This is a genomic window from Kocuria sp. APC 4018 (assembly GCF_030407675.1).
Classification (GTDB): Bacteria; Actinomycetota; Actinomycetes; order Actinomycetales; family Micrococcaceae; genus Kocuria; species Kocuria rhizophila.
The window spans coordinates 13,024-26,593 of sequence record NZ_JASDCY010000016.1; the positions used below are offsets into that span (position 1 = coordinate 13,024).

Consider the following 13,570-nt stretch of genomic DNA (forward strand, 5'->3'; position numbering starts at 1 on the left):
TCAGGCCAGCCAGAAACCCCCGATGGCGCGGTGCAGCGCGAACAGGTCCGCGGTGTGCACGAGCTCGCGGGCCGAGTGCATGGACAGCAGACCCACCCCCACGTCCAGGGTGCGGATGCCCAGGCGGGTGGCGGTGATGGGGCCGATGGTGGACCCGCACGGCACACCGTTGTTGGAGACGAACTCCTGGTACGGGACGCCGGCGCGTTCGCACGCCTCCGCCCACACCGCGGCACCCACGGCGTCCGTGGTGTAGCGCTGCTGCGCGTTGATCTTGAGCAGCGGGCCACGGCCGGGCTCCGGGGTGTTCACCGGGTCGTGGTGGCCCTGGTAGTTGGGGTGCACCAGGTGGCCCGCGTCCGAGGACAGGCACACCGAGTGGGCGAGCGCGCGGCGGTGGTCGTCGGTGGAGTCCCCGCGGGCGGCGCCGATGCGCACGAGCACGTCCTCGAGGAACGGACCGGCCGCACCGGAGCGGGTCGCGGAGCCCACCTCCTCGTGGTCGAACGCGGCGAACACGCTCACGTGCTCCGCGGACTCCAGCTCCTCCGCATGCTCCACCAGGGACCGCAGCCCCGCGTGGACGGTGGTGAGGTTGTCCAGGCGGCCGCTGGCCAGCAGGTTCTGCTGGGCGCCGATGAGCTCGGGGGCCTGAGTGTCCGCCACGGTGATGTCGTAGCCCAGGATGTCGGCGGGGTCCACGGCGGGCACCTCCGCCGTGGGCGTCCCGGCGCCGCCGGCGGCCGGGGCGTGGACGGCATCCGCCAGCACCGCGAGGACGTCCGCGTCCTGGGCGTCCCCCACACCCCACACGGGCTGGGTGTGGCGCTGCCGGTCCAGGCTCAGGGCGTCGTTGGCGGAGCGGTCCAGGTGGATGGCCAGCTGCGGGATGCGGGCCACGGGCCCGGTGCTCGTGAGCACGGAGCGCGGTGCCCCGTCCGCGCCGCGCACCACCAGCCGGCCCGCGAAGCGCAGGTCCCGGTCCAGCCACGAGTTCAGCAGCGCACCGCCGTAGACCTCCACGCCGGCCTGGTACCACCGGTGGGTCACCGTGGTGGGGCGGGGCTTGAGCTTGAAGCCAGGGGAATCGGTGTGGGCACCCAGGATGCGGTAGCCCGCCCCCGGCGCGGCACCGGACGGGAGCACCCAGGCGATCAGGGCGCCGTCGCGCACCGTGTACCAGCGGCCCGCGCCGATCTGCCACGGCTGGGCCTCGTCCAGGGCGGTGAACCCGGCGTCGTCGAGTGCCGCAGCCGCGGTGGCCACGGCGTGGTACGAGCTGGGGGACGCCGTCACGAACCGCCCGAGGTCGCGGGCGAACTCTGCGTGGGCAGGGGTGTCCGGGGCCGCGTGCGCCCGGTCGGAAGCGTGCATGTCAGTACTGTCCGTCATGGGGCCCAGTGTATGTGGGCTGCATCTCACCGGCGCCGCGGGTGTCCAGGACACCCACGTAGCGGCCCTGGCCGTCCCGCACCACGTAGGGGCCGTACTGCGGGGGCAGGCTCAGGTAGGTCTGCGTGGCGGAGTCGTAGGGGTAGGCGGCCAGCCCGGAGCGGTCCGCCGCGATCGCCGCGGGCCGCACGGCCGGCAGCCGGGGCGGGGCCGGGGGCTGCGGGAGCACCACGGTGCGGGTGACCGCGACCTCCGGGTGGCGCTTCACGAGCCAGAACACCAGGGCGATGAAGGCGCCGTTGAGGATCACCTCGGTGACCAGGTCCGTGGGCGCCCCGCTGGTCTCGTTCATGTCCACGAGACCGAGCATGGCGAACAGCGAGACGGTCATGTTATTAACGGCGTGCAGGGCGATGCCCGCCTCGAGCCCGCCGGTGCGCCACGTGACGATGCCCATGGACACCGCCATGATCGCCACTGAGAGCAGACCCCACACGTCGTACACGTGCCCGGCCACGAACAGCGGGACGGGCAGCAGGATGGCCCACGCGGGGTGCTTGAGCCAGCGGCCCACCATCTGGGCCAGGTACCCGCGGAAGACCACTTCCTCCGCCGTGCACTGCAGAGGCACCACGATCAGCGTGGTGGCCAGCAGCCAGCCGAAGCCCGGTGCCAGCTGCACGGAGGTGGGGGTCCCGCCCGTGGCGAGGTCCAGGCCGATGCCCGCCAGGTTGACCACCGCGTAGACACCCACAGCCACCAGGAAGCACAGGAGCAGCCACTTCCACCGGATGCGGCCGGTGACCGAGAAGATCAGTCCGAGGGGCCGGGGCCCGAGCACGAGCCGGGCCAGCAGGGCGCTGGGCAGCAGCAGCGCCACGGACGCGAAGAGCATGAAATACACGACCGGGTCCAGCTGGTTGGCGGCCAGCACGTCTTCGGTCAGGGTCTCGGGGAACGCGAGCGCCAGCACGATCCCGAACAGGATGCTCAGGACCATGAAGATGCCGAAGAGGATCAGCCCCTCCACCAGCGGCATCCACCAGCGGTGGTGGGGGTCCGTGCGGGCCAGGCGGTGGTAGAAGTACGTGCGGGTCCGGGGAGCCGGCTGCACTCCGCCCGTCACAGACCCGCCCATGGGAGCACCGGGCCACGTCTCGCCCGGGGCCGGTGTGCTCGGGGTGCTTGTCGGGGAGGGAACAGGACGGGACCACGGTGCGCTGGGGTGACTCATTCCCCCACGGTATCGGTCCGGGGCCCGGTGCGCCGGATTGTGCAGGGCGCCCGCCGTGCGCTCGTCCTCGCGGCAGCCCGTGGGCGCCCCCGGGGCCCCGTGGAACGGCCCACCCAGGTGGCTCGCGCGACCTCCTGCCGCGAGCGCCGTCGTTCGAGGGCAACCCGCGGCGACGCACGCCCCCCACCTGACGTGCACGCGGCACCCGCGGCCGGTGTCAGCGGGCGTAGCGCTCCACGAACGCGCTGAGCACCTTGGGCGCCTGGTCCACGGCGGGCCCGTGGGTGATCCGCTCGATCACGGTCTCCAGCTCGTCCGGCTTGAAGTAGCCCAGGTCCTTGTACACGCGGATGCGGTTCACGAGCCCCTCCACGTCCAGCTCCGGGTGGAACTGCGTGGCGTAGAGGTTCTCCTTGATGCGGTACATCTGGACCTGGCACACCGAGCCCTCGGCCAGCAGCACGGCGTTCGGGGGCATCACGCGGGTGCCTTCCTTGTGCCCCACGTAGGCGCTGAACTCCCGGGGCATGTCCGCGAGGAGCGGATCCGCCTCCCCCGCCTCCGTGAGGGTCACGGTGATGGGACCCACCTCCTCCGGACGGGTCCGGTCCACCACGGCGCCCTGGTGGATGCCGAGGGTCCCCACGCCGTAGCACGCCCCCAGGAACGGGTAGTCACGGGCCACCACCTCGTCCAGCAAGCCGCTGATCCAGGTCTCCGCGAGCCGCTGCACGCGGGACTTCTGCTCCGCGGGGTCCGAGGAGTTGAACGGCGAGCCGCCCACGATGATCCCGCTGTAACGGTCCAGGTCCAGCGTGGGGAAATTCCCCTGCTCCAGGCGGATGCGTTCCAGCTGCGAGGTACTCAGCCCTCCGAAGCGCGCCACGGCCTCGTACTCCTCGTCCGCCAGGACGTCGTCATCACGGGTGGCCAGCAGCACGAACGGTTTCATGCCCTCATGCTAGCCACGGCCGCAGGCCTCGCCGCACACCGGCGGCTCGGGCACCTGGGACGATCCCCACACAGGCCATGCGTCCCATGCACTCGAATGAGTCCCTGCCATGATGGGGACATGAAGGGCATCATCCTCGCGGGCGGCACGGGCTCCCGTCTGCACCCCGTGACCCTGGGCGTGAGCAAGCAGCTCGTGCCGGTCTACGACAAGCCGATGATCTACTACCCGCTCTCCACGCTACTGCTCGCGGGCATCCGGGAGATCCTGGTGATCACCACCCCGCACGACGCCGAGCAGTTCCGTCGCCTGCTCGGGGACGGCTCCCGCTTCGGCGCGGTGATCTCCTACGCCCAGCAGGAGTCCCCGGACGGGCTCGCCCAGGCGTTCCTGCTGGGGGCCGAGCACATCGGGGACGACAGCGTGTGCCTCGTCCTGGGCGACAACATCTTCTACGGTCCGGGACTCGGCACCCAGCTGCGCCGCTTCCACGACCTCCAGGGCGCCGCGATCTTCGGGTACCGGGTGGCGGATCCCAGCGCGTACGGCGTGGTGGAGTTCGACGCCGCCGGGCAGGCCGTGTCCATCGAGGAGAAGCCCGAGCACCCCCGCAGCCCGTACGCCGTCCCGGGGCTCTACTTCTACGACCGGCGCGCCGTCGAGTTCGCCCGCTCGCTCACGCCCTCACCGCGCGGCGAGCTGGAGATCACGGACCTCAACCGGATGTACATGGACCGGGGCGAGCTCGCGGTGCACGTGCTGCCGCGCGGCACCGCGTGGCTGGACACCGGCACGTTCGACTCCCTCGCGGACGCCACAAACTTCATCCGCACCGTCCAGGCGCGCCAGGGCACCTCGATCGGCTGCCCCGAGGAGGTGGCGTGGCGCATGGGCCTGATCTCCGACGCCCAGCTGCGCGACTGCGCCACCGAGCTGCACAAGAGCGGCTACGGCGCGTACCTCGAGTCCCTTCTCACGGAGCACGACGCCGCCCTGCCGCAGCGCAACTGACCCCGCGCCCTCGCGCTCTGCCCCGTCTGCGGACAACGCAGCGCAGGAGACGCGGACGGGCACGGCTGCGTCGTCAGGCGTCGGCGTGTCGGCGAGCGCGGCGACCTCGTCCGGCGCGGGAACCAACGGTGGTTGCGGCGGGACCATCCGGCGCCGGGCCCACGGCTCGCGCGTCCGACCTGCCGGGTGCCGGAACGCGGCAGGACGGCTGGGCACGGCGGCGTCGTCCGCCTCAGCCCACCCGGGAGAGCTGCCCGGACAGCTGCGCCGCGGCCTCGCGCAGCAGCGGGACCGCCCGCTCCCCGAACTCCCAGTCCACGCGCGTGGTGGGCCCGGACACCGAGATCGCGGTGGGGGTGGGGGTGTCCGGGACGAGCACGGAGAAGCAGCGGACGCCGATCTCCTGCTCCTCGTCGTCCACGGCGTAGCCGCGTTCGCGGATCAGCTCCAGGTCTGCCAGCAGCTCCTCCACCGTCCCCAGGCTCTTCTCCGTGGGGGTGGGCATGCCCATGGACGTGACGATCGAGACCACCTGGTGCTCGGGCAGGGTGGCCAGGATGGCCTTGCCCACGCCGGTGCCGTGCAGGTGCGCGCGACGGCCCACCTCGGTGAACATGCGCATGGAGTGGGAGGACTGCGCCTGCCCCACGTACACGACCATCCGCCCGTCCAGCACGGCCATGTTGGCGGACTCCCCCAGCTGGTCCACGAGCCCCTGCAGCACGGGCTGCGCGTAGGTGCCCAGCGCGAGCCCGGCGGCATTGCCCAACCGGATGAGTCCCGGGCCCAGCGCGTAGCTACGGTTGGGCAGCTGACGCACGTGGCCCAGGGGGATCAGCGTGCGCAGCAGCCGGTGGATGGTGGGCAGCGGCAGCTGCGCCCTGGACGCCAGCTCGCTCAGCGAGATCTCTCCCCCGGCGGCGGTGATGATGTCGAGCAGGCCGAAGACCCGTTCGACGGACTGCACTCCGCCCGTACTCCTGGCCTCTGGCATCCGTGTACTCCTCTGGTGGTTGATGGTGGCGTGCGGGGCTCGCTGCCGTCCGGTCCCGCCGCGGCGGGACCGGACGGGTGTGGCCCGGGCCGTGCCATCCCGGTGACGCCCTGCGTGTGGCCCGCGTCTCAGCGGGACCTTGTCCTGGGTCACATCCTATGTCTAAACTCGTGGTAATGGAATAACTTTTCCACAATACGGATACTTGGAGGCACTCCATGAGCATCACCCACACCACCCCGCAGAACGTGGCCGCGGCGGACGAGATCCTCTCGGACGAGGCCCTCGCGTTCGTGGAGGCGCTGCACGAGAAGTTCGCGGACCGCCGTGAGGAGCTGCTCGGCCAGCGCGAGACCGCCCGTGCGCAGGCCGCCGAGACCGGCACCATGGACTTCCTCCCCGAGACCCGCGAGGTCCGGGAGGGCGACTGGAAGGTCGCCCCGGCGCCCGAGGCACTGCAGGACCGGCGCGTGGAGATGACCGGGCCGGCGTCGCCCGCCAAGATGGCCATCAACGCGCTGAACTCCGGCGCCAAGGTGTGGCTCGCGGATCTCGAGGATGCCGCGTCCCCCAGCTGGGCCAACCAGGTGGATGCGATCGCCAACCTGCGCGACGCCGCCCGCGGCACCCTGGGCTTCACCTCCCCGGAGGGCAAGGAGTACAAGCTCCGCGAGGACGTGCCCCTGGCTGTGGTGGTCATGCGCCCGCGCGGCTGGCACCTGCCCGAGTACAACATCACGGTCAACGGGAAGACCGGCTCCGGTTCCCTCACGGACTTCGGGCTGCTCTTCTTCCACACGGCGAAGCAGCTGATCGAGAACGGTCAGGGCCCCTACTACTACCTCCCCAAGATGGAGTCCTACCTTGAGGCGCGGCTGTGGAACGACGCGTTCACGTTCGCGGAGGAGTACTTGGGCATCGAGCACGGCACCGTCCGCGCCACCGTGCTGATCGAGACCATCCCCGCCGCGTTCCAGATGGACGAGATCCTCTACGAGCTGCGGGACCACGCCTCCGGGCTCAACGCCGGGCGCTGGGACTACCTGTTCTCCATCATCAAGTACTTCCGCGACGCCGGGGAGAAGTTCATCCTGGCGGACCGCTCCGCCGTGACCATGACCGCTCCCCTGATGCGCGCGTACACGGACCTGCTGGTGCAGACGTGCCACAAGCGCGGTGCCTTCGCGATGGGCGGCATGGCCGCGTTCATCCCCTCCCGCAAGGACGAGGAGATCAACAAGGCCGCGTTCGAGAAGGTCCGCAACGACAAGACCCGCGAGGCCGGGGACGGCTTCGACGGCTCGTGGGTGGCCCACCCGGACCTCGTGCCCGTGTGCCAGGAGGTCTTCGACGGCGTGCTCGGGGAGAAGCCGAACCAGGTGGACCGCCAGCGCCCCGAGGTGGACGTGACCGCCGAGATGCTGCTGGACGTGCCCTCCGCCGGTGACCAGCGCACCGAGAAGGAGCTCAACGCCAACCTGTACGTGGCCATCCGCTACGTGGCGGTGTGGCTGTCCGGCAGCGGCGCGGTGGCCATCCACAACCTCATGGAGGACGCCGCCACCGCGGAGATCTCCCGCTCGCAGATCTGGCAGCAGATCAAGAACGGCGTGGTCTACACGGACACCGGCAGCACCGCCACGCGCGAGCTCGTCTCCGACGCCCTCGACAAGCAGCTCGAGGTGCTGCGCGGGGAGATCGACCAGGAGAACTACGAGAAGTGGTTCGTGCCCGCTGGGCGGCTCATCTCGGACATGGTGCTCAGGGAGGACTACCCGGCCTTCCTCACGCTGTCCGCCTACGACCTGATGGAGAGCACCAGGTAGGCCGTCCCCAGCGCCTGCCCCGTCCGGCCCCCGCGGTTGCCGCCTCGTGCGGTACCTCGGGGGCCGGAGGTCTGTCCGTCCGCTCGCTCAGCCGTGGTGCTCCTCCGCGAGCATGGCGTACCCGTAGCCGTCGTGCCACTGACCATCCCGGTGCATGCAGTCCCTGACCGTGTGGATTTCTCGGCGCATCCCCACCTTCTCCATGACCTTCCAGGAGCCGGTGTTCTCCGCGAAGCAGCCGGCCTCCACCCGGTGGACACCCATGTCGAACGCGATGGCCAGGCCTTCGCGCACGAGTTCCGTGGCCACGCCACGGCCCTGGGCCCAGGGTGCCACCACCCAGCCGAGCTCCACCTGCTGCCCCCGGGCCTGCTCGGTGACGTCCGCCTGGGACCACGCGTCCTGGAGCTTGACCATGAGGTAGGCCGCGAGCCGCCCGTAACAGTGGGCCATCAGGTGGGTGGTGGCCAGGGCGTCCCAGTCCGCCCGGAACTCCTGGCGTGAGGCGTAGAGCCTAGTGGTCCAGCGGTTCAGCTCCTGGTTGCTCTTGAGGGCCCACAGCGTGTCCGCATCCTCCGGGGTCAGGCGACACACGGTGAGCCGTTCGGTGCGGCGGGGCCAGGAGAGGTCGTTCAGGGTTCGGGGCATGGGCTCAGGGTAGTGGAGCGCGGTGAGACGCACGACGGTGCCCTGGACCGCGAAGGTCCGGGGCACCGTCGTCGGCGTGCCTGGGTCTTGCCTCAGATGGTCTTCGCGTCGATCACGAAGCGGTAGCGCACGTCCGAGTCCACCACGCGGTCGTAGGCGTCGTTGAGGTCCTCGGCGTTGATCAGCTCGATCTCTGCGGTGACCCCGTGCTCACCGCAGAAGTCGAGCATCTCCTGGGTCTCGCGGATGCCGCCGATGTTGGAGCCCGTGAGGGACTTGCGTCCGCTGACCAGCAGCGGGGCCTTCACCTCGAGGGTCTCGGTGGGCAGACCCAGCAGCACCATGGCACCGTGCGGGCGCAGGGTGGCCATGAATTCCTGGACGTCCACGTGCGCCGAGACGGTGTTGATGATGACGTCGAACTCACCCTTGTGCTGCGACAGCGCCTCGGGGTCCTCCGTGCGGGCGATCCAGTCGGTGGCGCCGAAGCGTCGGCCGTCCTCCTCCTTGGAGCGGGTCTGGCTGATCACGGTCACCTCCGCACCCATGGCGGCGGCGAGCTTCACGGCCACGTGGCCGAGTCCGCCCATGCCCACCACGGCCACCTTGGAGCCCTCGGTGACACCCCACGTGCGCAGCGGGGAGTACGTGGTGATGCCCGCGCACAGCAGCGGCGTGGTGGCCGCCGGATCCAGGTTCTCGGGGATGTACAGGGCGAAGGCCTCGGACACGATGATCTCGGTGGAGTAGCCGCCGTCGGTTTGCTCCCCCGTGAAACGGTCCTTGCCGCGGTAGGTGCCCACGGCCTTCGGGCAGTTGTTCTCCTCACCCTTGAGGCACCACTCGCACTCGCGGCAGGAGTCCACCAGGCACCCCACGCCCGCGCGCTCCCCCACGCTGAACGTGGTGACCTCCGAGCCGACCTCCGTGACGCGGCCGATGATCTCGTGCCCGGGGACCAGCGGGAAGTCGATGGGCCCCCACTCCTCGCGCACGGTGTGGATGTCCGAGTGGCAGATCCCGGCGAACTCGATCTCGATGCGGATGTCGTCCGGGCGCAGGTCCCGGCGCTCGATGGTGCCCTTCTCGAGCGGAGCACCGGAGGCGACGGCCTGATAGGCAGCAACGTTGGTAGTCATGGGATGTGACTGTAGACCTGTACCCCCGGTCAGGTCATTTCGGGGGAAAGTGGTTCGATGCCGATCCGCACCCGCTCGGGGCGTTCAAGGGCGCCACGACGGACGAGGGCGGGGCACGGCTCTACACCACTGAATCGACGGCCAGCTCGAACACACCCTCCTGCGCGGTGTAGTGCACCCACGTGCCCTGCCGGCGCGAGCTGACGAGCCCGGCCTCCCGGAGCTTGCGCAGGTGGTGCGAAATGGTCGCCTGGGACAGATCGAAGTCCGGGAGATCGCACACGCAGATGCTCCCGGGCAGAGCCTTTCGGATCGCGAGGTACAGGCGCAGGCGCACTGGGTCCGCCAGGGCCTTGAACACGGCGGCCGAGCCCTCGACGCCGTCGGACGCGTTGTCGATGTGCAGCTCAGCCGAGGTCATGCGCCTATTTTGACAACTGTCTATGCATGGGACAACCTGAGGTTGTATTGATTTCTATCAAATCAAGGAGGATGCGTGGATCCGTCACTCCCTCCCGTTGCCGTCCTCGGCGCGGGCCCCATCGGTCTGGCCTGTGCAGCGGAGCTGCGGCACCGCGGTCAGGAGGTCATCGTGTTCGAGCGCGGGGACGACGCCGCCACCAGCGTCCGCGAGTGGTCGCACGTCCGCATGTTCTCCCCCTGGCGGGAGCTCACCTCACCCACCGCCGTCCGCCTCATCGGACCCGCGTGGCGCGAGCCCCGAGAGGGCTTCTACCCGACGGGTGCCCAGTGGCTGGAGCAGTACCTCCTGCCTCTGGCGGAGGCGCTCGGGGACGTGATCCGATACGAGCACGAGGTCGTCGGCGTCTCCCGCCTGGACAGAGACCGCATGGTCGACTCCGGCCGCGACGACGTTCCGTACATCGTGCACACACGCACGCGCGATGGGCGCATCGAGCGGCATCTCGCGCGCGCGGTGGTGGACACGACCGGCACCTGGAACCAGCCGAGCCCTCTCGGATCGGAGGGGTACCCCGTGGACGGCGAGCGGCGGTACGCCGATCGCATCTACTACGGCATTCCACGTGTAGAAGAGGGCGGCTACGCCGGGGAGCACGTCGCTGTGGTCGGGACGGGCGCCTCCGCGCTGACCACTCTGATCGCACTGACCCGCCCCGGACACGACGCCGCAGCACATGTCACCTGGGTGGTCCGGCGCCCCAGCGCAGAAACCGCGTTCGGGGGAGGCGACGACGACGAGCTGCCGGCTCGCGGGGAACTCGGCAAGCGGGTGCGCCGTGCCGTGAACGACGGACGCATCAGCCTTGTGACGGGCTTCCGTACTGCACGCCTCGTGGAGGACGGCGGCACCCTCACGCTGGAGTCGTCCGGAGGGCGTGAGATCACCGGCGTCACACGGATCGTGTGCGCCACGGGCTTCCGCCCGGACTTCTCCTTCTTGAGCGAGGCGCGTCTGAACCTGGATGCCTCACTCCAGGCGCCGGCCCGACTTGCCGAAGACATCGACCCGACCTGGCACTCGTGCGGATCCGTCACCCCGCACGGCTACGACGTGCTCGAACAGACGGACAAAAACCTCTTCATCGCGGGCATCAAGTCCTACGGGGGCGCCCCCTCGTTCCTGGCCATGACCGGGGTGGAGCAGGTGCGTTCGATTGCCGCCTACCTCGCCGGCGACCTCGACGCCGCCCGTCGCGTGGAGCTCGTCCTGCCCGCCACCGGCGTCTGCGGCGGCGCCGGCACATTCGACGACGAGCCCGCTCCTACCACCTCGTGCTGCACCACAGGAGACGATGATGAGAACTGACACACCACCGGCCGCCCGCCTCTCCACCCTCGACCGGTTTCTTCCCGTGTGGATCATTGCGGCCATGGTTGCCGGACTCGCGCTGGGCCGTCTGGTGCCGGGACTGGGAGAGGCACTGGGCGCCGTCGAGATCCAGGGGGTCTCGCTGCCGATCGCGATCGGTCTGCTCGTGATGATGTACCCGGTGCTCGCCAAGGTGCGCTACGACCGCCTGGACACCGTGACCGGTGACAAGCGCATGCTCGGGGCGTCTCTCCTGCTCAACTGGGTCGTCGGTCCCGCGCTGATGTTCGCCCTCGCCTGGATCTTCCTGCCCGACCTCCCGGAGTACCGGACGGGTCTCATCATCGTGGGACTGGCGCGCTGCATCGCCATGGTCATCATCTGGAACGACCTCGCGTGCGGCGACCGTGAGGCGGCAGCCGTGCTCGTGGCCCTCAACTCGATCTTCCAGATCGTGGCGTTCGGCTTCCTCGGGTGGTTCTACCTGGAGGTGCTGCCGGGGTGGCTCGGGCTGGAGCAGGCGTCACTGGACGTCTCCCCGTGGCGGATCGCGGCGTCCGTGCTCGTGTTCCTGGGGGTCCCGCTCGTGGCTGGATACCTCTCGCGGCTCATCGGCGAGAAGAAGTGGGGCCGGGAGGCCTACGAGTCCTCGTTCCTGCCCAAGGTCGGCCCGTGGGCTCTGTACGGCCTGCTGTTCACCATCGTGATCCTGTTCGCCCTGCAGGGTGAGCAGATCACCTCACACCCGCTCGACGTGGTGCGGATCGCCCTTCCCCTGCTCGCCTACTTCCTGCTGATGTGGGGTGGCGGCTTCCTGCTGGGGCGTGCGCTGGGCTTTTCCTACGAGCGGACCACCACCCTCGCCTTCACCGCCGCCGGCAACAACTTCGAGCTGGCCATCGCGGTGGCCATCGCCACGTTTGGTGTGACCAGCGGTCAGGCACTGGCCGGCGTCGTGGGGCCGCTCATCGAGGTGCCCGTCCTCGTCGGTCTCGTCTACGTGAGCCTGGCACTCCGCAAGCGCTACCCCCAGCAGGAGGTCCGCGCATGAGCCACCCGGATCCCAGCGTGTTGTTCGTGTGCGTCCACAACGCGGGGCGCTCCCAGATGGCGGCCGCCTACGTGCGGCACCTCTCGCGCGGTGCCGTGGAGGTCCGCTCTGCCGGTTCCGCGCCCGCCGCGTCCATCAACCCGGCGGTCCACGAGGCCATGCTCGAGGAGGGCATCGACCTCAGCGCTGAGAAGCCCACAGTGCTCACCCCGGACGCCGTGGAGGCCTCGGACGTGGTCATCACCATGGGGTGCGGGGACGCGTGCCCCTACTACCCCGGCAAGCGCTACGAGGACTGGGCGCTGCAGGACCCCGCGGGGCAGGGCGTTGACGCCGTGCGCCCCATCCGCGACGAGATCAGGCGGCGCGTGGTGGAGCTGCTGGGCTCGCTCGGCGTGCACGCGCGCTGACCACCGCTCGTCGGCAACGGCCCGCTCGGTCTCGCCCTGCGTCCGCCCGGGCGAGCGAGCGGGCCCGTCCTGCGAGTCCTGCGTAACCGGTCACCTGACCTGGTGGGCTGCCCCGGTGTGACGGTGTGGAGCCACCCCAGCACCCCACGCTCGCGTCACGGAAAGACGCCGCATCGGGGCGCTGGCAGGATGACTCCATGAACTACACCGTCAATGCCTCGATCGTCTTCGCGGACCTCCCCCTGCTCGACCGCGCGGCCGCGGTCGCCCGGCACGGTTTCACGCGCGCGGAGTTCTGGTGGCCGTTCGACTCCCCCACCCCACCTCAAGAGGAGGTGGACGCCTTCGTGGCCTCCCTGCGGGACGCGGGCGTCCAGCTCACCGGGCTGAACTTCTACGCCGGGGACATGCCCGCCGGCGAGCGCGGCGTGCTCTCCCACCCCTCCCGCACGGCGGAGTTCCGCGCGAACGTGGACTTGGTCGCGGAGATCGCCCGCGCCACGGGGTGCCGCCACTTCAATGCGCTGCACGGCAACCGCCTTTACGATCTCACCGCGGAGGAGCAGAGGACGACGGCGCTCACGAACCTCCGCCACGCCGCAGACCTTCTCGCTCCACTGGACGGCACGGTGGTGCTCGAACCGGTCTCCGGCGTCCCCGCCTACCCCCTCAGAACCGCGAAGGACGCGCTGGCCGTGGTCGACGCCGTGGGCCGGGAAAACGTGCGGCTGCTCGCGGACTTCTACCACCTGGCTGTCAACGGCGACGACGTTCCCGCCGTCATCGAGGCCCACGCCGCGGACTTCGGGCACGTCCAGATCGCGGACGCCCCCGGTCGCCACGAACCGGGCACCGGCGGGCTGCCGCTGCTCGACTGGGTGGCCCGGTCCCGTGAGCTCGGCTACAGCGGGGACGTCGCCCTCGAATACGTGTCGTCCCACGAGGACCCGTTCGCGTGGCTGCCGCGGTCGGAGCGGGCATGAGCGCGGCGTCACCGGTCACGTGCCTGGCCTCCCCGTGCACGTTCGAGCGCCCGCGCAGAGCGGTGCCAGCGCGCTCCCGACGGGCGGTGCGCGGAACGGGGCCCCGCGGCGTCGTCGTGCTGGAATGGCCCCGCGGGG

At 70.3% G+C, this 13,570-nt stretch carries 13 protein-coding genes; 6 read left to right on the forward strand and 7 right to left on the reverse strand.

The features are described from left to right. The 3 genes from QL985_RS04695 to QL985_RS04705 all read right to left on the reverse strand — a co-directional run bounded on the left by QL985_RS04695 (position 1) and on the right by QL985_RS04705 (position 3,578). Complete coding sequence (locus QL985_RS04695; protein WP_039101006.1) at positions 1-1,374, reverse strand: M18 family aminopeptidase; 1,374 nt, start codon at positions 1,372-1,374, stop codon at positions 1-3. A 1-nt stretch (position 1,375) separates the two neighbouring features. Then, a complete protein-coding gene (locus QL985_RS04700) occupies positions 1,376-2,530 on the reverse strand; it encodes a type II CAAX endopeptidase family protein (RefSeq protein WP_039101005.1) in 1,155 nt (384 codons plus the stop codon). Positions 2,531-2,843: 313 nt separating this feature from the next. Continuing rightward, complete coding sequence (locus QL985_RS04705; protein ID WP_019310603.1) at positions 2,844-3,578, reverse strand: glutamine amidotransferase; 735 nt, start codon at positions 3,576-3,578, stop codon at positions 2,844-2,846. Between the two features lie 120 nt (positions 3,579-3,698). Between QL985_RS04705 and rfbA the strand changes: the two genes are divergently transcribed. Then, entirely contained in the window at positions 3,699-4,589 is an 891-nt protein-coding gene (gene rfbA, locus QL985_RS04710) for a glucose-1-phosphate thymidylyltransferase RfbA (protein ID WP_039101004.1), read from the forward strand. A 232-nt stretch (positions 4,590-4,821) separates the two neighbouring features. On the opposite strand, the gene QL985_RS04715 is transcribed toward rfbA, so the two are convergent. Further along, positions 4,822-5,583 carry an IclR family transcriptional regulator gene (locus tag QL985_RS04715; protein WP_144802791.1) on the reverse strand — a complete coding sequence of 254 codons (762 nt, stop codon included), beginning with the start codon at positions 5,581-5,583 and terminating at the stop codon, positions 4,822-4,824. A 218-nt stretch (positions 5,584-5,801) separates the two neighbouring features. On the opposite strand from QL985_RS04715, the gene aceB reads away from it, so the two are divergent. Further along, on the forward strand, positions 5,802-7,409 hold the full coding sequence (aceB, locus tag QL985_RS04720; RefSeq protein WP_144802794.1) for a malate synthase A: 1,608 nt from the start codon (positions 5,802-5,804) through the stop codon (positions 7,407-7,409). An 87-nt stretch (positions 7,410-7,496) separates the two neighbouring features. Here aceB and QL985_RS04725 read toward each other — a convergent pair whose 3' ends face one another. From QL985_RS04725 to QL985_RS04735, 3 genes are all read right to left on the reverse strand, one after another. After that, the gene (locus tag QL985_RS04725) at positions 7,497-8,057 is read right to left on the reverse strand and encodes a GNAT family protein (protein WP_039101085.1); all 561 of its coding nucleotides are present in this window, start codon (positions 8,055-8,057) and stop codon (positions 7,497-7,499) included. A 92-nt stretch (positions 8,058-8,149) separates the two neighbouring features. After that, positions 8,150-9,196 (reverse strand): NAD(P)-dependent alcohol dehydrogenase, encoded by a 1,047-nt coding sequence (locus tag QL985_RS04730; protein ID WP_144802798.1) that lies wholly within the window; start codon positions 9,194-9,196, stop codon positions 8,150-8,152. 121 nt (positions 9,197-9,317) lie between these two features. Further along, entirely contained in the window at positions 9,318-9,617 is a 300-nt protein-coding gene (locus QL985_RS04735) for a metalloregulator ArsR/SmtB family transcription factor (RefSeq protein ID WP_052239242.1), read from the reverse strand. Between the two features lie 75 nt (positions 9,618-9,692). Between QL985_RS04735 and QL985_RS04740 the strand changes: the two genes are divergently transcribed. From QL985_RS04740 to QL985_RS04755, 4 genes are all read left to right on the forward strand, one after another. Beyond that, entirely contained in the window at positions 9,693-10,985 is a 1,293-nt protein-coding gene (locus QL985_RS04740; protein ID WP_039100999.1) for an FAD-dependent oxidoreductase, read from the forward strand. Beyond that, positions 10,975-12,039, forward strand: coding sequence for an ACR3 family arsenite efflux transporter (arsB, locus tag QL985_RS04745; protein WP_052239241.1), 1,065 nt, complete (start codon positions 10,975-10,977; stop codon positions 12,037-12,039). The genes QL985_RS04740 and arsB overlap by 11 nt, the downstream gene beginning before the upstream one ends. Further along, complete coding sequence (locus QL985_RS04750) at positions 12,036-12,449, forward strand: arsenate reductase ArsC (protein ID WP_019310611.1); 414 nt, start codon at positions 12,036-12,038, stop codon at positions 12,447-12,449. Before arsB ends, QL985_RS04750 begins: the two co-directional genes overlap by 4 nt. A 197-nt stretch (positions 12,450-12,646) precedes the next feature. Then, positions 12,647-13,432, forward strand: coding sequence for a TIM barrel protein (locus QL985_RS04755; protein ID WP_019310612.1), 786 nt, complete (start codon positions 12,647-12,649; stop codon positions 13,430-13,432). The last annotated feature ends 138 nt before the right edge of the window (positions 13,433-13,570 follow it).

What these genes read in the sequence shown, in the direction of transcription:
- QL985_RS04695 (WP_039101006.1), bottom strand. Translation starts at nt 1,374, where the DNA reads ATGCACGCTTCCGACCGGGCGCACGCGGCCCCGGACACCCCTGCCCAC.
- QL985_RS04700 (WP_039101005.1), bottom strand. Translation starts at nt 2,530, where the DNA reads ATGGGCGGGTCTGTGACGGGCGGAGTGCAGCCGGCTCCCCGGACCCGC.
- QL985_RS04705 (WP_019310603.1), bottom strand. Translation starts at nt 3,578, where the DNA reads ATGAAACCGTTCGTGCTGCTGGCCACCCGTGATGACGACGTCCTGGCG.
- rfbA (WP_039101004.1), top strand. Translation starts at nt 3,699, where the DNA reads ATGAAGGGCATCATCCTCGCGGGCGGCACGGGCTCCCGTCTGCACCCC.
- QL985_RS04715 (WP_144802791.1), bottom strand. Translation starts at nt 5,583, where the DNA reads ATGCCAGAGGCCAGGAGTACGGGCGGAGTGCAGTCCGTCGAACGGGTC.
- aceB (WP_144802794.1), top strand. Translation starts at nt 5,802, where the DNA reads ATGAGCATCACCCACACCACCCCGCAGAACGTGGCCGCGGCGGACGAG.
- QL985_RS04725 (WP_039101085.1), bottom strand. Translation starts at nt 8,057, where the DNA reads ATGCCCCGAACCCTGAACGACCTCTCCTGGCCCCGCCGCACCGAACGG.
- QL985_RS04730 (WP_144802798.1), bottom strand. Translation starts at nt 9,196, where the DNA reads ATGACTACCAACGTTGCTGCCTATCAGGCCGTCGCCTCCGGTGCTCCG.
- QL985_RS04735 (WP_052239242.1), bottom strand. Translation starts at nt 9,617, where the DNA reads ATGACCTCGGCTGAGCTGCACATCGACAACGCGTCCGACGGCGTCGAG.
- arsB (WP_052239241.1), top strand. Translation starts at nt 10,975, where the DNA reads ATGAGAACTGACACACCACCGGCCGCCCGCCTCTCCACCCTCGACCGG.
- QL985_RS04750 (WP_019310611.1), top strand. Translation starts at nt 12,036, where the DNA reads ATGAGCCACCCGGATCCCAGCGTGTTGTTCGTGTGCGTCCACAACGCG.
- QL985_RS04755 (WP_019310612.1), top strand. Translation starts at nt 12,647, where the DNA reads ATGAACTACACCGTCAATGCCTCGATCGTCTTCGCGGACCTCCCCCTG.